This is a genomic window from Streptomyces sp. MGP-BFMKR1, from assembly GCF_057766585.1.
Genome location: NZ_CM173408.1, coordinates 362,331 through 380,429, shown reverse-complemented (window position 1 = coordinate 380,429; position 18,099 = coordinate 362,331). Strand labels below are relative to the sequence as shown.

The following is an 18,099-nucleotide window of genomic DNA, read 5'->3' as shown; positions in this document are numbered from 1 at the left end:
GGCGAGTGCGCCGTGCCGCGCGCCGACAAGCCCCGCACCGGCGGCGGAAACCGGCCGCGTTCCGACACGGGTGCGCTGGTCACACCGGTCGTGGGTGATTCTTCCAACACCGCGTCAAGGGCTGGGCCGAGCTGTCCCGTTGTGCCGATGCCTGATGAGATAGGGCGGTGCCCGTTGATCCGGAACTCGTGTCGGCGGGCGGCCACCATCAGGGATCGCAGCACGACCTAGGAACGAGGGTAGCTATGAGCACCACGGAATCCACGACCGACGACCTGTGGGTCCGGCGCTTCCATCCCGTAGCCGACAGTCCGCACCGCGTGGTGCTCCTGCCGCACGCAGGAGGGTCCGCTTCCTTCTTCTTCCCCTTCTCCAAAGCGCTCTCCGAGACCACCGACGTGCTGTCGGTGCAGTACCCGGGCCGCCAGGACCGGCGCGCCGAACCGCCGTTGGAGAACGTGGGCGACCTGGTCGACGCGATCTACGCGGCGCTCGCGCCCTGGGCGGACCGCCCGCTGGTGCTCTTCGGGCACAGCATGGGCGCGGTGCTCGGCTTCGAGCTGGCGCGCCGCTTCGAGCGGGACGGCAACGTCCACCTGCGCGGCCTGATCGCCTCCGGGCGGCGGGCACCGATCACCTTCCGGGACGAGAACGTCCACCAGCGGGGCGACGACGGGCTGATCGCCGAGATCCGCGCGCTCAGCGGGACCGACTCCGGGCTGCTGGCCGACGAGGAGTTGCTGCGGATGGTGCTGCCGGCCATCCGCGCCGACTACACGGCCATCGAGACCTACCGGTGCGACGTGGACGGCAGCGCGCCGGTGCTGCACTGCCCGATCAGCGTGCTCACCGGCGAGTCGGACCCGCGGGTCAACCTGGACGAGGCCAAGGCGTGGTCGAAGCTGACCGACGGCGGCTTCACCTTCCGTGCCTTCCCCGGTGGTCACTTCTTCATCACCCCGCAGCAGGAGCGGGTGGTGGCGGCCATCGCCGAGGACGTCGCGGCCTTCGCCAACCTGGCCGTTGGCTGACCCCGACCGACTCGCGAGGACAACACGGCCGCCCGGCCGGCTCGGACGGCGAAGCCGGGCGGCGGCGGGCGGCACCGGGCGGCGGCGGGGGCGACGCGCTCCCGCCGCCGCCCGGGCCCGTGGGTGGCCGGCGCGTTCCCGCCAGCCGAGGGAACGCTTCTCGCCAGCGGAAAGCGCGCATTACGGGCGTACCTGGACGGTGGGTCGAGGGGACTTCATCCAGGCGTTACACCGTCGAAGGCGTGGTGTCATAGTGATCGCAGAGGCTGACGTTACTGAACTGGCCCGGCCACGGCCGGGATAGGTGGCGGCACTCTGCGCCATCCGGTCCTCCCCCCACGATCCGACCAGGACGGGACCACACAGATGCGGAACAAACCGACGCGCGGTCGCGCGTCCCCGGCTCGCACCACCGCGCGCCTCGCCCTCGACGGCCAGGTCGCGCGCGAGAGACATACCTCGGCGCCGCCCCGTCGCGGGCCCCAGCACCGCGCGCCGGACGCCGCGCGCCCGTCGCGCGCCGATCGCCTCCGGCCGACCCGCGGCGACAGACCCTCCGCCCCCGCGGCCCCCAGACGCCGCCGGGGCTAGCTGCCCCGCGCCCACGCCGCGCAGTCCGTCCACGGCCGTACGCGGCGCCCACCGGGCTCCCGCCACAGCCCGCCGCACCCACGCGGCGGGCCGGGCCACGCGCGCCCGGGGGCCACCCCGCCGCGCCGTGCCCCCGGGTCAGTGCCGCCGCTCGCGCGGCGGCGCGGCGCCACCCCAGCCCGCCCTCGTCGTGCGGGACGAGAGCACCAGCGCGGCACCACGCCTCACGGGTCACGCCGTGGCGCGGTGCCGCGCGCCCCGCGCGGGGTGGCCGTCGGGCAGGGCGCGGTTCCGGCGTACGGCCCGTACGTGGCACGGCTCGTACGGCCCGTACGGCCCACCGTGCGCGCCGCTCGTCGCGGTACGCCCCCACCACCACACCGTCGCGATCGTCCACGGAGGCGCGCGGCGGACCCGTCCACGCCAGCCGCCGCGCGGCCCGGCGTTCGCGACGGGCCGCGCGCCCCCTGGCAGGAAGGACACCCTCAGGTGCTCACTTCGCACCACCCCCACGCACCGGACGCGCCACCGGCTCCGCACGGGACGCGGCAGGGCGTATCCCGCCCCGGCGGGCACGTGCTGGCCGTCGGGATACCCGGGCAGCGTCTGGAACGGCTCACCCAGACGCTGCTCTCCACCGGTCACGAGGTGAGCCACGCCGAACCGGGCCAGGTCAGCGCCCGCCTCCAACAGGCCCCGCCGGACGCCATCGTCGCGCTCGACGACGAACGCGCGGGGCTCGCCGTGGTCCGCGAGGTACGGGCCGCGCCCGCCGGCCGGGCGTTGCCGCTGCTCGTCGTCACCGCCCGGTCGGGACCCGCCGGCGTGGTGGACGTGCTGCGCCACGGGGCCGACGACTGCGTCGCCGAGACCTCCGACCCCGCGGAGCTGTCCGCGCGCATCGAGGCCAAGCTGCGTCGGGTGCCGGTGCCGGTCGAGAGCCTCCTGCTCGACCCGCGCACCGGCCTGTACTCAAGCCCGCACTTCCTCGACGAACTCGACCGGGAGCTGGGGCGCCCGGTGGCCGGGCGCCGCGCCGGGGTGCTGGCCGTGGTCGCCGTCGCCGAGATGCCCGCCCTGGAAGCGCGCCTGGGCCAGCGCGTGCGGCGCGAGGTCGCCGAGCGGCTGGCCGGCGTCGCCGAGCGCACCGGCGGCCCGAGCGGCCGGCTGGGCTGGGACGACGACGGCCACCTGCTGATGCTGCTGCCCGGCGTCGACGAGGACACGGCGCGCGCCACCCTCCAGGACTTCGCCCGCCAGGTCGCCGGGACCCGCTTCATCGTCGCCGACGAGAACGTGCGCCTGACCCCCGCCGTCGGCTGGGCCCCGCTGGCCGGCTGCGCGCGGCGCGAGCAGCCCGTCGAACGCGCCAAGGACGCGGTCGCCGAGGCCATCCGCCACCGCGACCTGCGGCCGGTGCTGTACGCGCCGTGGATGCGCGCCCAGCCGGACCGGCACCGCCGCCCACGCCGTTCGCTCGGCGCGGCAGTCAAGTTGTTGCTGAACACCCTGTCGCCGCTGCTCGTGCTGGCCCTCGGCGTCGGCGCGCCGTTCGTCTTCTACCAGCAGACCTACGCGCACGGCTGGGACGTGGGCTCCGTCGTGTACTGGGTCGTGGTCGCCGGCCTGCTGGTCTCCGCCGCGCTGATCGTCCTGGAGTGCCTGTACGCGCTGGACGCGACCCCGAGACCACAGCGGCCGGCCCAGCCCTACCCGCCGGCCAGCGCCGTCATCGCCGCCTACCTGCCCAATGAGGCGGCGACCATCGTGGACACCGTCGAATCCTTCCTCCAACTCGACTACCCCGGCGAGTTGGAGATCGTCCTCGCGTACAACACCCCGCACCCGCTGCCCGTCGAGGAGACGCTGCGCGAGATCGCCCGCCGCGACCCGCGCCTGGTGCTGCTGCCGGTGGTCGGCAGCACATCCAAGGCGCAGAACATCAACGCGGCCGTCACCCGGGTCCGCGGCGAGATGGTGGGCATCTTCGACGCCGACCACCACCCGGCCCGCGACGCCTTCCAACACGCCTGGCACTGGCTGTCCAACGGCTACGACGTGGTGCAGGGCCACTGCGTGATCCGCAACGGCGACAGCTCCTGGGTGGCCCGCCTGGTCGCCGTGGAGTTCGAGGCCATCTACGCCGTGAGCCACCCGGGGCGCACCCGCATGTACGGCTTCGGGGTCTTCGGCGGCTCCAACGGCTTCTGGCGCACCGATCTGCTGGCCCGTACCCGCATGCACGGCTCGATGCTCACCGAGGACATCGACTCCACGCTGCGCGCGCTCGGCGAGGGCGCCCGGTTCGCGATGGACCGCACTCTCATCTCCCGCGAGTTGGCCCCCACCCAACTCGGGCCGCTGTGGAACCAGCGCTCCCGCTGGGCGCAGGGTTGGCTCCAGGTCTCCCTCAAGCACCTGTGGCGCGCCCTGCGCTCGCCCGTCTTCACCGCGCGGCAGAAGCTCGGCCTGACCGTCCTGCTCGGCTGGCGCGAGGTCCAACCCTGGCTGACCCTGCAGATCCTGCCCATCCTGCTGTACTCGATCTGGCGCGCCGGCGGCCCGGGCGAACTCGACTGGGCGGTGCCGATCTGCGTCCTCGCCATGCTGTTCACACTGTCGGCCGGCGTGGTGCAGGCGTGCTTCGCCTGGCGGCTCGCGGTGCCCGAACTGCGCCGCCGGCGCGCCTGGTTCTGGCGCTACCTGTTCGTGTCGACCTTCTTCTACTCCCACTTCAAGAACATCGTGGCCCGACAGGCCCACCTCAAGGAGGCGTTGGGGGACCGGCAGTGGCGCGTCACGCCGCGGGCCGCCGCGAAGGCGGTGGCCAGGCCGTGACCGCAGCCCCGCCCCCGACCGACCTGTCAGCGCGCATCCCGGCCCCCCGGCGCGAGAAGGCCGCGCGTGGCGCGGACGCCGTCCGGGCCGAGGCCGCCGCCGCGCCCGCGCGCGCCGGCGCCACCGAGATCCAGAGCTTCCGTGGGATCGCCGCGCTCAGCACGGTCCTCTTCCACGTCTGGCAGCAGTACCACACCTACGACGCGCGCGGCTCCCACCCGCCGCTGGACAACCGGTTCCTCGGAGCCCTGATCTCCCTTGAGGTCATCGACTTCTTCTTCGTCCTGTCCGCGTACCTGCTCACGCTCTCCTACGCGCGCGCCGCGATCGACCGGGGCCCGGTGCGCCCGGCCCGGCTGTTCCTGTTCCGGCGCGCTATCCGCATCGTGCCGCTGTACTTCCTGGCCGTCCTGGTGGTGTGGGCCTCGCGCAACCCGTCCCTGCCGGGCGACTGGCGGGACCTGGTGGAGCACCTGACGTTCACGCACGTCTTCGACAGCGACCGGATCTTCTACACCCTCGGCCCCACCTGGTCGCTCTCGCTGGAGATCGTCTTCTACCTGACGCTGGTGGCCATCGGGCCGCTGGCGGTGCGCGCCTGCGGGAGGATCGGCACGCGCGGCGGGCGCGCGGCGCTGTGCGCCGCCGGCTGCGCCGTCCTGTTCGCCGTCCCCCTGGTATGGCTCGCCGTGGCCCGCTACGCGTGGGGCGTGCCGCACACCGACTGGGCGGCCTACTTCGGGCCGCAGGCCCGCTTCGGCGGCTTCGCGGCCGGCATGGGCCTGGCCGTGCTGATGGTGGCGCTCGACGGCCGGGGCAAGCTGCCGGGCTGGTGCTCGGCGGCCCTGTCGGCGGCCTCGGCGGTCGGCCTCTTCGCGCTCTCGCTGTACTCGGCGCCGGAGAACCTCGTGTTCGCCTTCTACCACCCCCTCGCCAGCCTGTTGTGGGTCGTACTGCTCTACAGCACCCTGCAGGCGGCGCAGCGGGTGCGCTGGCACCGGGTGCTGCACACCCGGTGGCTCACCGGCACCGGCCTGGTCAGCTACAGCCTCTTCATCTGGCACGAGCCGATCATGCTCCAGGCGCACAAGGTCGGCCTGCTGCCGCAGGGACCGGAGGGCTTTCCGCTCGCGCTGCTCATCGTGCTGGCGGTGTCGATCCCCGTGGCGGTGGCGAGCTACTGGTTCGTCGAGTACCCGTCGAGCCTCCTCGGCAGGTTGAAGGACTCGTCGGGCAAGCCGCGCGACTTCTACCCGGAGGTGGCCCGCTGACCGCCGGCCCGGCCGGCCGCCCCGGCCGGGCACCCGCCCGTTCGTTCCCACGACCCACCGACGGGCGGGGGCCCGCGGCCGTACGGAGGCTGGGCCGGCCCGGAGAGACCGCGCGGAACGCCGCCGACCCGGCGGGACTACTCAGGACGATCTAGGTAGCCGCGCCCACGTGGCGCCCGCCGCCCGCCGCCTAGCCTCTCGGAGCATGAGTTCCGTAGAGCGGACCGTCCGCGCGCGCGAGCACCAGGTGGCGGCGGCGCAGCCGACGGGCACGGCGTCGCTGCTCCTGGGCATCGCCGCCGTCACCCTGATGGGCTGTCCGCTGTTGCCGGCCGTGGCCTCGGCGTGGGTCCGCGTCGTACCGGCGTACTTCGTGCTGCCCACGGGAATCTGCGCGGTCGTCTCGGGCACCACAGCGCTGGCCCGGATGCGGGACCAGACAGCGGCCGACCGCCACCGGGCCCGGGCCGGGGTAGCGCTTGGCGTGCTGGCCATCGTGGTGCCGCTGGTCGCGATCGGCTGGGCGTTCTCGATGCTGGGTCAGGCGTAGGATCCGATCAACTGCCTGCCGCCGGGGCAGAGTTGGCGGCGCTCAGGGCGGGCGAGGCGGCCTGCGGCTCGGGCGTCGCGCTGGGAGCGGGGGGCGTCGGCCCGCCCCGCCGGATCCACAGCACGGCCCCGGTGAGCAGCACGGTGCCGCCGAGCAGCCAGCGCGGCGGGCCCGCCGGGAGGAAGCCGATGACCAAGCCGGTCAGAGCCGCCGTCAGTTGCAGCGCGAGGGACTGGACGGACAGTGCCGTGGCCCGGCCGGCGCTGGCCACACGGCGGTGAAGGAGGTCGTTCTCGCTCGGCCCCGCCGCGCCGAGGCCGAGGTAGACCAGGGCGTAGCCGACGGCCGCGAGGACCGTGGAGGCCACTGTCTGGAACGCGGCGGTGGCGCCGAGCAGCAGCACGCCGCTCGCGCCGCCGCCGAGGCTCACCAGGATCGCGCGTTCGGAACCGCCCGCGAGCCGGGCGGTCAGCGGGGCGAGGTGACTGCCCAGGGCGTGGCAGAGGTACCCGGCGCAGGCGAGGGTGGCGAAGAGCACCGCCCCCGACTCGGTCGTGCCCGTGAGGGCCGCGGCGCGGCCCGGCGTGAGCAACTCGACGGTGGCCAGCGCTCCGCCGGCGGCCCCCGCGCTGAGGAGCACGCGTCGGACCAGCCCGTCGCGGCTGCCCAGCCGCAGCCCGTCCAGCACCGTGGCAGGGACGCCTCGGAGTACGTCGTGCGCGGTGGCTGCCGGCCGGGGTGGCTCCCGCAGCGCGGTCAGGACGTACAGCACGAAGACGACCTCGACCGCCGCGCCCAACAACATCGGAACGGAGAGCGGCAGCACCGACCCGGAGGTCGCCGCGCTCAGTTGGGCGCCGAGGTCGGGGCCGAGCCCGAGCAGCCAGGGCAGGGCGCCGCCGACGAGGGTTCCGGTGGCGAGCGCGGCCGAGGTCGCGGCGGCGCCGCGGGCCAGACCGGTGCGCAACTCGGCGTCGGGCCCGCAGTGCGCCTGGACGGTGTCCACGTACCAGGCTTCGGCCGGCCCGCTGGACAGGGCACGTCCCGCGCCCACCAGGGCCATGCCCAGGCCGAGCAGCCAGGGAGCGGTGCCCAGGCCCACCAGGACCAGGGCCACCAGGTTGAGCAGGCCGGCGGTGGCCAGGACGGCACGCCGGCCGAGGACGTCGGACAGCCCGCCGGTGGGCAGCTCCAGCGCGGCGGCGGTCAGGGAGTGCGCGGCGAAGAACCCCGCGATGGCCGCCATGGTCATGCCGCGCTCGGTGAACAGCAGGACCTGGGGAGCGATGGCCAGCCCCAGCGGCAGCCAGAACAGCACGCAGACCGTGCTGTAGCGGCGCCGCGCGGCGCGTATGACCAGCGGCTCCGTCATGACGCGTCGTCGGCGTGTGGCGCGGTGGGGGAGGGCGCGTCCGGCTCCGTGCCGTGGTCGCGGGGGGCCAGGGGAAGCCCGGCGGTCAGGAGGACGACCTGGGTGGCGCGCGGGTCGTGCGCGTCACGGGCGGTCAGCTCCTCCAGTTTCCGGTCGAGCGCCTCCCAGAGTTCGGTGAGCGACTCGGGGGTCAGCCGGGGCACCAGATCACTGATCCCGGACGGCTCCACCCACTCCTGCCCCAGCCGCCCCTCGGCGACGTCGGCCTCGTGCCGGGCGAGCGATGCCTCCAGGTGCTCGACCTGGGCCCTGCGCGACACGCTGACGTAGGCACGGCTGCCTGGGGAGGCTTCCATGGCCGTGTTGCTCCAGGAGGTCACGGCGTGCACGGCCCGCCATCGGCGCTCCCGCCCGTCCCGGTGCTCGGCCTCGGCCACGAACGCGTACTTCGCCAGGACGCGCAGGTGGTAGCTGGTGGAAGCGGACGACTCGCCGGTCCTGACCGCCAGCTCACTCGCGGTGGCCGGACCGTCCTGGCGCAACAGGCCCAGGAGTCGGATGCGCAACGGGTGCGTCAGGACCTTCAGGGCCGCCGCGTCCCGCTCGGGGTCGAGTACGCGTCGTTGTTGTTCGTCGCTCGGCATGACGGGAGGCTAGAACGGTGCAGTGGGTTTGCAAAAGTATTTTTGCAGAATTTCTTTGGGGATCTGCCCTGGGCGAGCCGGGGCCTTGTTCGTGGGGTGGGCGCGGGGCCGGGGCGGCGGTGTCGGGCCGCGCCGGAGCCGGCGGGGCCGTGGTTCCCGGGTCGTACGCGCCCGTCGAAGGGCGGCGCCGACCGTCATCGACGCGACGTGAACTCCCGCCAATGAAGCCTCAGTTGGTCGAGGCGTGTCCGTCCGTGGCGTCCAACGCCGGGGCGATGACGGCGAAGGCGTCGTCGAGCAGCGCGATGGGGTCCTCGCGGCCGTCGCTGGCGCTCCAACGGTGCAGTACGGCGTCGAAGGCGGTGAGGGCCATGCCGGCGGCCAGGCGCGGGTACAGCTCCGCGTCGGCGTCGAGCCCGAGTCGGTCCGCCAGCTCCCGCGTCAACTCCTGGCGCCACTGCGCCTGTCGCTCCAGGAAGCGTCCGAGCAGGGCCGGGGTGCGCAGGATGAGTTGGACCACGCCCAGTGCCCGGTCCACGTGGTCGCCGCAGGCGGCGATGGGCACCCGCACGGCGGCCAGCAGCGCGGCCGAGGGGCGTTCGTCGGTGGGGCGGGCCGCCAGCTCGGTGCGCATGCCGGCGCCGAGGTCGGCCAGGAGCTGGACGACCACGTCCTCCTTCGACGCGAAGTAGCGGAAGAAGGTCCGCTTGGACACGCCAGCGGTGGTGGCGATCTCGTCGATGGTGACCGCGTCGAACCCCTCCCGCGCCAGCAGTTGCAGCGCCGCCTCGGTCAGCTCGTGCGCGACGAGCTGCCGCTTGCGCTCGGCCATGCTCACTTCGGGGCGGGAACTCACCCCGTCATCGTAACCCCATGCCCCGCATGTCACTCGGTGACTGCTTGACACCGAGTGACACAAAAGGCAATCTGTGCCGCATGAAACAGCAGTGGAGCGCCGAGCAGATGCCGGACCAGAGCGGGCGGGTGTGCGTGGTGACCGGGGCCAACAGCGGCCTCGGCCTGGCCACGACCCGGGCCCTCGCCCGCCACGGCGGGCACGTCGTACTCGCCGTACGGGACGAGGAGAAGGGGCGCCGGGCCGTCGCGCGGATCACCGCCGAGCAACCGAGCGCCAGCCTTGAGGTGCGCCCGCTCGACCTCGCCGACCTCGACTCGGTCCGCGCCTTCGCCGAGCGGTTGCGCGCCGACCACCCGCGGTTGGACCTGCTCGTCAACAACGCGGGCGTGATGGCGCCGCCCAGGTCGCTCAGCGCACAGGGCCACGAGGTGCAGTTCGCCTGCAACCACCTCGGCCACTTCGCGCTCACCGGGCTCCTGTTGGGCGCGCTGGCCGCGGGACGCGATCCACGCGTGGTGACGGTCAGTTCGATCAACCACCACAAGGCGCGCCTGCGCTTCGACGACATCCACGGCGAGCGGGGTTACGCGCCCATGGCGTTCTACAACCAGTCGAAGCTCGCCAACGCCGTCTTCGGGCGGGAGTTGCACCGCCGGTTGAGCGCGGCCCACAGCCCGGTGCGCAGCGTGCTCGCCCACCCCGGGTACACGGCCACCAACCTGCAGAGCAGCGCGCCGGTCGGCCGTTGGCGGCTCCTGCTCGGCATCGCCACGCCGATCTTCGCCCAGCGCGCGGAGCGCGGCGCGCTACCCCAGTTGTACGCGGCGACGGCCCCGGACGTGGCCGGCGGCGAGTTCATCGGGCCGGCCGGACCGGGCGAACTACGCGGCGCGCCGACCCGCGTCCGCCCGTCCGCCACGGCGGACGACGCGGCCGTCGGCCGCCGGCTGTGGGAGTTGTCGGAGGAGCTGACGGACGTGCGCTACGCCCTGGTGAACGCCGACTGAGCCGGCCGCGCCGGCGCGGGGCCGAGCCCCGCACGCCCAGCGCGGGCCGGCCCCGCCGAGCCCTGGGCGCCGGCGGGGCGGCGCGGTGAGAAACGGGTTACGCCCCGTGCAGCGAGGCCGCGAACGTGGTGGCGTTCCAGGTGCCGGACAGGGCCGGGGCCAGCCAGTCGGCCGCCGCCGCGCGGAAGTCCGCCGGTGGCAGGGCGCCGGCGCCCTCGGGCAGGGCGCCGATCAGCGGGGCGTCCGCCACCTCGGGCATGTCCGCGAGGTTGCAGCGGGTGGCGAGGTCGGGGGAGTGCGGGAAGCTGCCGAAGACGATGCCGAGACAGGTCAGGTCGCGCGAGCGCAGGGCCTCCGTGGTCAGCGCCGCGGCGTTGAGCGTGCCCAGGCCCGCGCGCGCCACCACGAGCACCGGCGCGGCCAGCAGTTGGGCCACGTCCGCCAGCGTGGAACCCGCGTCGTCGAGGCGTACGAGCAAGCCGCCAGCGCCCTCGATCAGCACCAGGTCGTGGCTCTCGGCCAGCTTCCGGGCCTCCCGTTCGACCTCGCGCGGGCGAACCGGCGCGCGCCCGGCGCGGCGGGCGGCCGTGGCCGGGGCCAGCGGGTCGGGGTAGCGGGCCAACTCGGCTCCGGTCACGGCCTCGCCGGCCAGCCGCCGCACCTCGGCCACGTCGCCCGGCTCGCCCGCTTCCATGCCGGTCTGCGCCGGCTTGAGCACGGCCACCGAGCGGCCGTGTGCCAGGGCGACGGCGGCCACGGCTGCCGTCGTCACGGTCTTGCCGATCTCCGTGTCCGTGCCGGTGACGATCACCGTGCTCATCGTGCGGTCCACGCCTTTCTGTCGTGCTCTGTCGTGCTCTCCCGTGGGGGCGCCGAGTGGTGGCGTCCCCACGGGAGGCGGTCAGTTCTCGCTCGCGTGCGCGGCGGCGAGCATGGCCGCCGTGATGCGGGCCAGGTCCGCGTCGTCGGTGACGTACGGCGGCATCGTGTAGATCAGGTCGCGGAAGGGGCGCAACCACACACCGCTCCGGATCGCCGCCCGGGAGGCCGCCGCCATCCGCGCCTCGTCCAACGGGCGCTCCAACTGGATGACGCCGATCGCGCCGAGCACCCGTACCGATGCCACGCCCGGCAGTTCGGCGGCCTCGGCCAGGCCCTCGCGGAGGCCGGCCTCGACGCGCTTCACGCCGGTCTGCCAGTCGCCGGACAGCAGCAGGTCGATGGAGGCGTTGGCGACCGCGGTGGCCAGCGGGTTGCCCATGAAGGTGGGCCCGTGCGCGAGCACCGGCACCTCGCCCTGGGATATGCCCTCGGCCACCCGCGGCGTGCACAGGGCAGCAGCCAGGGTGAGGTAGCCGCCGGTGAGCGCCTTGCCCACGCACATCACGTCCGGGGTGACCCCCGCGTGGTCGGCCGCGAAGAGCGCGCCGGTGCGGCCGAAGCCGGTGGCGATCTCGTCGAAGACCAGCAGCACCCCGTACTCGTCGCACGCCGCCCGCAGCGCGCGCAGGTAGCCGGGGGAGTGGAAGCGCATGCCCCCCGCGTTCTGCACCACCGGCTCGACGATGACCGCCGCCAACTCCTCGGCGTGTTGGGCTATCAGCGCGCGCAGCGAGTCGACGTAGCCGGCGTCGGGTTCGGCGTCGAAGCCGGCGGGCGGCTGGTCCGCGAAGACCTGCTGGGGCAGCACGCCCTGCCAGATCTGGTGCATGCCGCCGACCGGGTCGCACACCGACATCGGCTGCCAGGTGTCGCCGTGGTAGCCGCCGCGCCAGGTGAGCAGCCGCTGCTTGGCCGGCTTGCCGACCGAACGCCAGTACTGGAGGCACATCTTGATCGCGACCTCGACCGACACCGAGCCGGAGTCGGCCAGGAAGACGTGCTCAAGCCCCTCGGGCGTGATCTCCACCAGCTTGCTGGCCAGCCGGATGGCGGGCTCGTGGGTGAGCCCGCCGAACATCACGTGGCTCATCCGGCCCAACTGGTCCCGCGCGGCCTCGTCGAGCACCGGGTGGTTGTAGCCGTGGATGGCCGACCACCACGACGCCATCCCGTCGACCAGTTCGCCGACGCCCTCCACCGGCTCCGCCAGCCGCAGCCTGACCCCGGACGCGGACTCCACCAGCAGCGGGCGCTGCCGCCCGGGCATCGGCCCGTACGGGTGCCACACGTGCCGCTGGTCCAGGTCGAGGAGGTGCGCGGGGCTCATCGGCTCAGGCATTGGGCGGCAGGTCCGTTCCCGCTCCACGGCGGCGCACCGACACCAGGTCGGCGTGCGAGCCCTCGCCCGCCTTCGTGCCACCGGCCGTCGCGCCGACCGGCTCGGGCTCCCGCGCCGGGGCGCCGTCCGCGCCACACGGGCCACAGCCACCGCCGTGCCCGCCACCGCCGTGCCCGCCGCAACCGCCGGCCGTGCCGGCCTCGGTGGCCGCCGCGCCGTCGGCCTGGGAGGCGTGCGAGCCGCAGGGACCCGCGGCCAGCGCGTCGGCCCGGTGTCGCGGCAGCGTCGTCGTGCCCGCCTCCTCCACCTCGAACCCGGCATCGGCGATCATCGCCAGGTCGTCCTTGCCCGCCTGGCCCTCGCTCGTCAGGTAGTCGCCGAGGAAGATCGAGTTGACCAGGTGCAGCGCCAGCGGCTGCAACGTACGCAGGTGCAACTCGCGCCCGCCGGCCAGACGCACCTCCACGTCGGGGCAGACGAACCGCACCATCGCCAGGATGCGCAGGCAGCGCTGCGGCGTCAGGTGCCACTCCTTGGCCAGCGGCGTGCCCTCGAACGGGATCAGGAAGTTGACCGGCACCGAGTCCGGGTCGAGCTCACGGAGCGAGAAGACCACGTCCACCAGGTCGGCGTCGCTCTCGCCCATGCCCGCGATGAGACCCGAGCAGGCGGACATCCCCGCCGCCTGCGCCTGTTGGACGGTTTCGACCCGGTCCGCGTAGGTGTGGGTGCTCGTGATGGCGCCGTAGGTCGCCTCGGAGGTGTTGAGGTTGTGGTTGTACGCGTCGGCGCCGGCCGCGCGCAGCCGCTCCGCCTGCCCGTCGGACAGCAGGCCGAGGCACGCGCACACCTCCACGCCCTCGTTCTGTTCCTTGATGGCCGCGATCGTCTTCGAGACCCGGTCCACGTCGCGGTCGGTGGGCCCGCGCCCGCTGGCGACCAGGCAGACCCGCTTGGCGCCACCGGCCACACCGGCCGCGGCGGCCTTCGACGCCTCGTCAGCCCCCAGCCAGGTGTACTTGAGGATCTCGGCCTTCGACCCGAGCCGCTGCGAGCAGTACGAACAGTCCTCGGGGCACAACCCCGACTTGAGGTTCACCAGGTAGTTGAGCTTCACCCGGCGCCCGAACCACTCGCGGCGCACGCGACCGGCGGCGGCCACCACGTCCATCAGCTCGTCGTCGGACGTCGCCAACACGGCGAGTGCCTCGTCCCGGGTGGGCATCTCGCGCCGCAACCCCTTGTCCACCAGCGTCTTCAGCAGATCCATGGCGCTGATCCTGTCTCATGGCGCCGCCCGCGGCCAAGGAGAGATCGCACAACGACGCCGGTTGGACGTGTGTGCATCACCACACCCTGCCCGGACGCGTGGCCGGATACGTTCTATGCGAACCCCACAGAACCCGAGGGATGGCCGATGCCTGAGCACGTTCCGCCCGCAGCCCAGGCCGAGGGCGCGTTCGGCTGGCTCGACGCGCGGCGCGCCGAGCGCGAGCGCGCCGGGCTCGTGCGTACCCTGCGCCCCCGGCAGGCCACGTCGTCACTGCTCGACCTGGCCAGCAACGACTACCTCGGCCTTGCCAGGCACCCCGAGGTGACGGCCGCCGCCGCGGCGGCGGCCGAGCGCTGGGGCGCGGGCTCGACCGGTTCCCGCCTGGTCACCGGCACCACGGCGCTGCACGGGGAACTGGAGACGGAACTGGCCGCCTTCTGTGGCTTCGAGGCGGCCCTGGTCTTCTCCTCCGGGTACGCGGCCAACCTCGCCGCCGTCACCGCGCTCAGCTCCCGCGAGTCGCTGATCGTCTCCGACGCCGACAACCACGCCTCGCTCATCGACGGCTGCCGGCTCTCCCGCGCCCACACCCTGGTCGCCCCGCACGCCGACCCGGCCGCCGTGCGCAAGCTCCTCGACCAGCCGCCCGGGCGCTACGCGTCGGCGCTGGCCGTCACCGACGCCCTGTTCTCCGTGGACGGCGACGCCGCCCCGCTGCCCGACCTGGCCGCCGCCTGCCGCGAACACGGAGCGGGGCTGCTCATCGACGACGCCCACGGCCTGGGCGTGCTCGGCGCGCGGGGGCGCGGCGCGGCGCACACCGCGGGGCTCGCCGGGGCGCCCGACGTGGTCGCCACCGTCACCCTCTCCAAGTCGCTCGGCAGCCAGGGCGGTGCGGTGCTCGGCCCGGCGCGGGTCATCGAGCACCTGGTCAACGCGGCCCGCACCTTCATCTTCGACACCGGCCTCAACCCGGCCGCCACCGGAGCGGCCCTGGCCGCCCTACGGCTGTTGCGCCGCGAACCGGAGCGCGCCGAGCGGGTGCGTGCCGTGGCCGGCGCGCTCTACCGCCGGCTGTCGGACGCGGGGCTCGAAGCCGTGCGTCCGGACGCCGCCGTCGTCTCCGTCCGCGCCCCGTCCCCGGACGAGGCGCTCGCCTGGGCCGCGCGGTGCCGCGCGGCGGGCCTGGTGGTGGGCTGCTTCCGGCCCCCGTCGGTGCCGGACGGCATCTCCCGGCTGCGGCTCACCGCCCGCGCCGACCTGACGGACGAACAGGTGGCCACCGCCGTCGCCACGATCGCGGCGACGGCCTGACGCCGGCGGCTCCCACTTACCGGTTCGGCGGCCGAAAACCCGTCCTGGATAAGAGAGTTCACCGCTTCGAGGGACAGATTTCCGAGTATCCCCGGGGATGGCGGACCACCCCACCGCCGCGGGTGGCACCCTGACGCGCAGAGTCGTCGGAGGGCCGGTACGACTCCGCGTACGGCGCAGGCGCCGGGGCGGGTCGCGCGGTGCGAAAGGGACATCGTCGCCATGGCAGATCACCAGGAAGCATCCGTCACCCTGCCGAGCGCGCCCGCGTCGGTCACCGCCGCCCGAAGATACGTCAGCACGGTGCTCGCGGACTGGGGGCTGCCGGCCGACGCGGACACCGCCGACAAGGTGCGCCTGATCGTCTCCGAGCTGGCCACCAACGCCGTGCAGCACACCCGCGGCATGTCGCCCACCTTCACCGTCGAGGTGGTGCTCGACCGCGACGCGCGGTTACACATCGGCGTGACGGACAGCCACCCGCGCTTCCCGCGCCGGCTGCCGGCCGCGGTGCAGCAGGACAACGGCCGCGGCATGGTCATCATCCGCTGCCTGATGGCGGAGTCCGGCGGCCGACTGTCGTTCACGCGCACGCCCGAGGGCGGCAAGACGGTGTGGATCGCCCTGCCGTGGGCCACGCCGGTGTGCTGACGGGCTCGGGCCCGCGCTCTGGCCCTGGTCGCACCTCGGTGCGCCGCGCGCGGGCACGTCGCGTCGGCGCCGGCGAGGGGACGGAAAGGCGACGGAAAAGCGACGGAGCCGGGCGCTGTGCGGCGGTGGTGCGGTGCCGGCCGGCTAACCCACCCGCCCGTAGCTGACGTTCCTGCTCCAGATCCGTTCGAGGCGCACCACCGCACCGGTCTTGGGCGCGTGCCAGATCCGGCCGTGACCCGCATAGATGCCCACGTGGTAGACGGATTGACCGGACCGGAAGAAGACCAGGTCGCCCCGGGTGCGGGTGGTGGTGGGCACCTTCTGGGCCTTGTTGTACTGCCCGGCGGCGGTGCGCGGCAGCTTCTTGCCCGCCTGCTTGAACGCGTACTGGGTCAGCCCGGAGCAGTCGAAGCGGTGCGGCCCCGAGGCGCCCCACTTGTACGGGGCGCCCTTCTTGGAGGCCGCTACGCGCAGCGCGTCCATGCCCGGCGCCGCCGCCACGGCCTCCGGCGCCCACGGCGTCAGCAGGGACGTGCCGACGGCGGCGGCGGTGAGCGCCGACGCGGTGCCGAGCCGGGACAGAAGAGGAACCTTGGTCCGTTTGCGCGTGTACATGCGCGACCCTTCATCGGCCACCCGCGAAGGGGGCCGTTGGCCCGAGCCCCGGCCGTGCGGCCCGGGGCGCCTCCGCCCCCGCCGATGCCCAGGCGTCGACCAGACGCCCGGAACGGCGGCGGGTTCAGGCGTCCGCCCGGGCCGCCCCGTCGCTGTCGACGGGGGCTTGTCGTCCCAGGGATCGTCACGCACCCGGTCGGCGATTCCGAGCTGAAAAGGTGGTGTGTGATGTTCGTCACGTAAGGGCTGTTGGAGTGCTTCATGTGCTTTTCGACCGTCACGCTCCCGCCGCCGCACCGCGCGGACCAGGCACGCGGCGGACGGACGGCGACGCAGGGCGCGCAACTCGGGGCCGGTGCCCGTCGCGGGTCGCACTACGCCGTACGAAGGAGCCCAACCGGGGTGGGGTGTTGGAAACCCGGGCTCAGGGTGACCCTTCTGGCGGCACGGTCACCTGTGCCGCGCGCCGCTCCCCGTCCAGCACCCGCAGGGCGCGCGCCAGCGTCGCGGCGTGCAACTCGCCCTCGCCCCGGTCGTGCATGAGCGTCAGCGCGTCGCGCAGCGCGCCCGCCTTGGCCACCAGCGCCTGCGCCGCGCGCAGGCTGCCGTAGGTGTCCCGGCCGCGCGCCGGGTTGATCCGTCCGAGCAGGTCCACCGCCTCCAGGTAGCGGTCGACCAGTTCACCCTCCGCGTGCGTGAGGGCGGGCAGTGGGGGCAGCTCCGGTGGCAGCACGGTCGGTCACCGCAGGCCCAGCGGCACGCTGGTGCGCTTGCGGCTGGTGGTGAGGCGGTCCACGAGCCCGTACTCCATGGCGCTCTGGGCGTCGAAGATCTTGTCGCGCTCGATGTCGTCGCGTACCCGCTCGACGGGCTGCCCCGTGTGCTCGGCCAGCATCTGTTCCAACAGGTCCCGGGTGCGGAGCAGTTCGTTGGCGTGGATCTGGAGGTCCGAGGTCTCGCCCTGGATGGGCTGGCTCAGCGAGGGCTGGTGGATCAGCACCCGCGCGCCGGGCAGCGCGAGCCGCTTGCCGGGCGTGCCGGCGGCGAGCAGCACCGCGGCGGCCGACGCGGCCTGGCCCAGGCACACCGTCTCGATGTCGCACGTCACGAAGCGCATCGTGTCGTAGACGGCGGTCATCGCGGTGAAGGAGCCGCCGGGGGAGTTGATGTACAGCGAGATGTCCTGCTCGGGCGCCGCGTGCTCCAGGTACATGAACTGGGCCATGAGGTCGTTGGCCGAGGTGTCGTCGATCGGCGTGCCGAGGAAGATGATGCGCTGCTCAAGGAGCTTGGAGTACGGGTCCATGGTGCGCACCCCGGTGCTGGTGCGCTCGGTGAACTCGGGCAGGACATAGCGGGCGGTGGGGCGGTCCATCGCGGTACCTCTCGTCGTCTCGTCCAGCGGCCTCGACGGGGCGGCCCGTACGTAAAAAATGTACAGGACGTACATCCCGTTATGATGGGGAGCATGGCCTACGAGATTCCGGTGACGCAAGCCAGGGCAGAGCTCGCGGAGCTGATCAACCGCGTGGTGTACGGCGGTGAGCGCGTGGTCGTCACTCGGCACGGCAAGCCGCTCGTGGCCCTGGTATCCGCCGCTGACCTGCAACGACTCGAAGAATCCGAGGCGGGCGCGGACGATCAGGTGATCAGCACCGTCTCCACGCTGCGCCCGGGCACGTCCGCTGCGGGCGAACGGCGCCGCTTCGGCATCGCGGCCGAACACCGCGGTACGGAGGGCACCGGGCGACGACCGGGCACCGGGGACTGAGGGCGGCATCCGCCCACGTCCACAGTCAGCGAGCGCCGCGACCCCGCTACGGCAGGCGCCGCCGCCTCGCGCTCCCCAGGCCGTGCGC

The 18,099-nt window shown here is 73.8% G+C and carries 17 protein-coding genes; 8 read left to right on the top strand and 9 right to left on the bottom strand.

Going from position 1 to position 18,099, the window contains the following annotated elements:
* Window positions 1-245: 245 nt before the first annotated feature.
* From AC3CHW_RS01315 to AC3CHW_RS01300, 4 genes are all read left to right on the top strand, one after another.
* Window positions 246-1,031 (top strand): thioesterase II family protein, encoded by a 786-nt coding sequence (locus AC3CHW_RS01315; RefSeq protein ID WP_459246153.1) that lies wholly within the window; start codon window positions 246-248, stop codon window positions 1,029-1,031.
* A 1,080-nt stretch (window positions 1,032-2,111) separates the two neighbouring features.
* Window positions 2,112-4,460, top strand: coding sequence for a glycosyltransferase (locus AC3CHW_RS01310; RefSeq protein WP_488469242.1), 2,349 nt, complete (start codon window positions 2,112-2,114; stop codon window positions 4,458-4,460).
* Window positions 4,457-5,731 carry an acyltransferase family protein gene (locus tag AC3CHW_RS01305; RefSeq protein WP_488469241.1) on the top strand — a complete coding sequence of 425 codons (1,275 nt, stop codon included), beginning with the start codon at window positions 4,457-4,459 and terminating at the stop codon, window positions 5,729-5,731. The genes AC3CHW_RS01310 and AC3CHW_RS01305 overlap by 4 nt, the downstream gene beginning before the upstream one ends.
* 205 nt (window positions 5,732-5,936) lie before the next feature.
* Window positions 5,937-6,281: a hypothetical protein gene (locus AC3CHW_RS01300; RefSeq protein WP_488469240.1), complete on the top strand. Its 345-nt coding sequence runs from the start codon at window positions 5,937-5,939 to the stop codon at window positions 6,279-6,281.
* A 7-nt stretch (window positions 6,282-6,288) separates the two neighbouring features.
* Here AC3CHW_RS01300 and AC3CHW_RS01295 read toward each other — a convergent pair whose 3' ends face one another.
* From AC3CHW_RS01295 to AC3CHW_RS01285, 3 genes are all read right to left on the bottom strand, one after another.
* The gene (locus AC3CHW_RS01295; RefSeq protein ID WP_488469239.1) at window positions 6,289-7,653 is read right to left on the bottom strand and encodes an MFS transporter; all 1,365 of its coding nucleotides are present in this window, start codon (window positions 7,651-7,653) and stop codon (window positions 6,289-6,291) included.
* Window positions 7,650-8,297, bottom strand: coding sequence for a helix-turn-helix domain-containing protein (locus AC3CHW_RS01290; protein WP_488469238.1), 648 nt, complete (start codon window positions 8,295-8,297; stop codon window positions 7,650-7,652). The genes AC3CHW_RS01295 and AC3CHW_RS01290 overlap by 4 nt, the downstream gene beginning before the upstream one ends.
* Window positions 8,298-8,526: 229 nt before the next feature.
* Window positions 8,527-9,129, bottom strand: a complete 603-nt coding sequence (locus tag AC3CHW_RS01285; RefSeq protein WP_488470931.1) for a TetR family transcriptional regulator — start codon at window positions 9,127-9,129, stop codon at window positions 8,527-8,529.
* A 104-nt stretch (window positions 9,130-9,233) separates the two neighbouring features.
* Between AC3CHW_RS01285 and AC3CHW_RS01280 the strand changes: the two genes are divergently transcribed.
* Window positions 9,234-10,163 carry an oxidoreductase gene (locus AC3CHW_RS01280; protein WP_488469237.1) on the top strand — a complete coding sequence of 310 codons (930 nt, stop codon included), beginning with the start codon at window positions 9,234-9,236 and terminating at the stop codon, window positions 10,161-10,163.
* A gap of 97 nt (window positions 10,164-10,260) precedes the next feature.
* On the opposite strand, the gene bioD is transcribed toward AC3CHW_RS01280, so the two are convergent.
* From bioD to bioB, 3 genes are all read right to left on the bottom strand, one after another.
* Window positions 10,261-10,983, bottom strand: coding sequence for a dethiobiotin synthase (gene bioD / locus AC3CHW_RS01275; protein ID WP_488469236.1), 723 nt, complete (start codon window positions 10,981-10,983; stop codon window positions 10,261-10,263).
* 81 nt (window positions 10,984-11,064) lie between these two features.
* Complete coding sequence (locus AC3CHW_RS01270; RefSeq protein ID WP_488469235.1) at window positions 11,065-12,384, bottom strand: adenosylmethionine--8-amino-7-oxononanoate transaminase; 1,320 nt, start codon at window positions 12,382-12,384, stop codon at window positions 11,065-11,067.
* The gene (bioB, locus tag AC3CHW_RS01265; protein WP_488469234.1) at window positions 12,377-13,654 is read right to left on the bottom strand and encodes a biotin synthase BioB; all 1,278 of its coding nucleotides are present in this window, start codon (window positions 13,652-13,654) and stop codon (window positions 12,377-12,379) included. Before bioB ends, AC3CHW_RS01270 begins: the two co-directional genes overlap by 8 nt.
* A gap of 147 nt (window positions 13,655-13,801) precedes the next feature.
* On the opposite strand from bioB, the gene AC3CHW_RS01260 reads away from it, so the two are divergent.
* Both AC3CHW_RS01260 and AC3CHW_RS01255 read left to right on the top strand, forming a co-directional pair.
* Window positions 13,802-14,971, top strand: a complete 1,170-nt coding sequence (locus tag AC3CHW_RS01260; protein WP_488469233.1) for an 8-amino-7-oxononanoate synthase — start codon at window positions 13,802-13,804, stop codon at window positions 14,969-14,971.
* Window positions 14,972-15,193: 222 nt separating this feature from the next.
* Window positions 15,194-15,622, top strand: a complete 429-nt coding sequence (locus tag AC3CHW_RS01255) for an ATP-binding protein (RefSeq protein ID WP_398611720.1) — start codon at window positions 15,194-15,196, stop codon at window positions 15,620-15,622.
* Window positions 15,623-15,766: 144 nt separating this feature from the next.
* Here the strand turns inward: AC3CHW_RS01255 and AC3CHW_RS01250 are convergent, their stop codons facing one another.
* The 3 genes from AC3CHW_RS01250 to AC3CHW_RS01240 all read right to left on the bottom strand — a co-directional run bounded on the left by AC3CHW_RS01250 (window position 15,767) and on the right by AC3CHW_RS01240 (window position 17,615).
* A complete protein-coding gene (locus AC3CHW_RS01250) occupies window positions 15,767-16,240 on the bottom strand; it encodes a C40 family peptidase (protein WP_398611721.1) in 474 nt (157 codons plus the stop codon).
* 424 nt (window positions 16,241-16,664) lie between these two features.
* The gene (locus AC3CHW_RS01245; RefSeq protein WP_176165559.1) at window positions 16,665-16,973 is read right to left on the bottom strand and encodes a hypothetical protein; all 309 of its coding nucleotides are present in this window, start codon (window positions 16,971-16,973) and stop codon (window positions 16,665-16,667) included.
* A 6-nt stretch (window positions 16,974-16,979) separates the two neighbouring features.
* A complete protein-coding gene (locus tag AC3CHW_RS01240) occupies window positions 16,980-17,615 on the bottom strand; it encodes an ATP-dependent Clp protease proteolytic subunit (protein ID WP_398611722.1) in 636 nt (211 codons plus the stop codon).
* 93 nt (window positions 17,616-17,708) lie between these two features.
* Here AC3CHW_RS01240 and AC3CHW_RS01235 point away from each other — a divergent pair, with 93 nt between their 5' ends.
* On the top strand, window positions 17,709-18,011 hold the full coding sequence (locus AC3CHW_RS01235) for a type II toxin-antitoxin system Phd/YefM family antitoxin (protein ID WP_176165560.1): 303 nt from the start codon (window positions 17,709-17,711) through the stop codon (window positions 18,009-18,011).
* The last annotated feature ends 88 nt before the right edge of the window (window positions 18,012-18,099 follow it).

Excerpts from the sequence above, each read along its gene's own strand:
- AC3CHW_RS01250 (WP_398611721.1), bottom strand. The coding sequence starts at position 16,240 with ATGTACACGCGCAAACGGACCAAGGTTCCTCTTCTGTCCCGGCTCGGC.
- AC3CHW_RS01240 (WP_398611722.1), bottom strand. The coding sequence starts at position 17,615 with ATGGACCGCCCCACCGCCCGCTATGTCCTGCCCGAGTTCACCGAGCGC.
- AC3CHW_RS01285 (WP_488470931.1), bottom strand. The coding sequence starts at position 9,129 with ATGGCCGAGCGCAAGCGGCAGCTCGTCGCGCACGAGCTGACCGAGGCG.
- AC3CHW_RS01255 (WP_398611720.1), top strand. The coding sequence starts at position 15,194 with ATGGCAGATCACCAGGAAGCATCCGTCACCCTGCCGAGCGCGCCCGCG.
- bioD (WP_488469236.1), bottom strand. The coding sequence starts at position 10,983 with ATGAGCACGGTGATCGTCACCGGCACGGACACGGAGATCGGCAAGACC.
- AC3CHW_RS01300 (WP_488469240.1), top strand. The coding sequence starts at position 5,937 with ATGAGTTCCGTAGAGCGGACCGTCCGCGCGCGCGAGCACCAGGTGGCG.
- AC3CHW_RS01290 (WP_488469238.1), bottom strand. The coding sequence starts at position 8,297 with ATGCCGAGCGACGAACAACAACGACGCGTACTCGACCCCGAGCGGGAC.
- AC3CHW_RS01280 (WP_488469237.1), top strand. The coding sequence starts at position 9,234 with ATGAAACAGCAGTGGAGCGCCGAGCAGATGCCGGACCAGAGCGGGCGG.
- AC3CHW_RS01295 (WP_488469239.1), bottom strand. The coding sequence starts at position 7,653 with ATGACGGAGCCGCTGGTCATACGCGCCGCGCGGCGCCGCTACAGCACG.
- AC3CHW_RS01235 (WP_176165560.1), top strand. The coding sequence starts at position 17,709 with ATGGCCTACGAGATTCCGGTGACGCAAGCCAGGGCAGAGCTCGCGGAG.
- AC3CHW_RS01315 (WP_459246153.1), top strand. The coding sequence starts at position 246 with ATGAGCACCACGGAATCCACGACCGACGACCTGTGGGTCCGGCGCTTC.
- bioB (WP_488469234.1), bottom strand. The coding sequence starts at position 13,654 with ATGGATCTGCTGAAGACGCTGGTGGACAAGGGGTTGCGGCGCGAGATG.
- AC3CHW_RS01260 (WP_488469233.1), top strand. The coding sequence starts at position 13,802 with ATGCCTGAGCACGTTCCGCCCGCAGCCCAGGCCGAGGGCGCGTTCGGC.
- AC3CHW_RS01270 (WP_488469235.1), bottom strand. The coding sequence starts at position 12,384 with ATGCCTGAGCCGATGAGCCCCGCGCACCTCCTCGACCTGGACCAGCGG.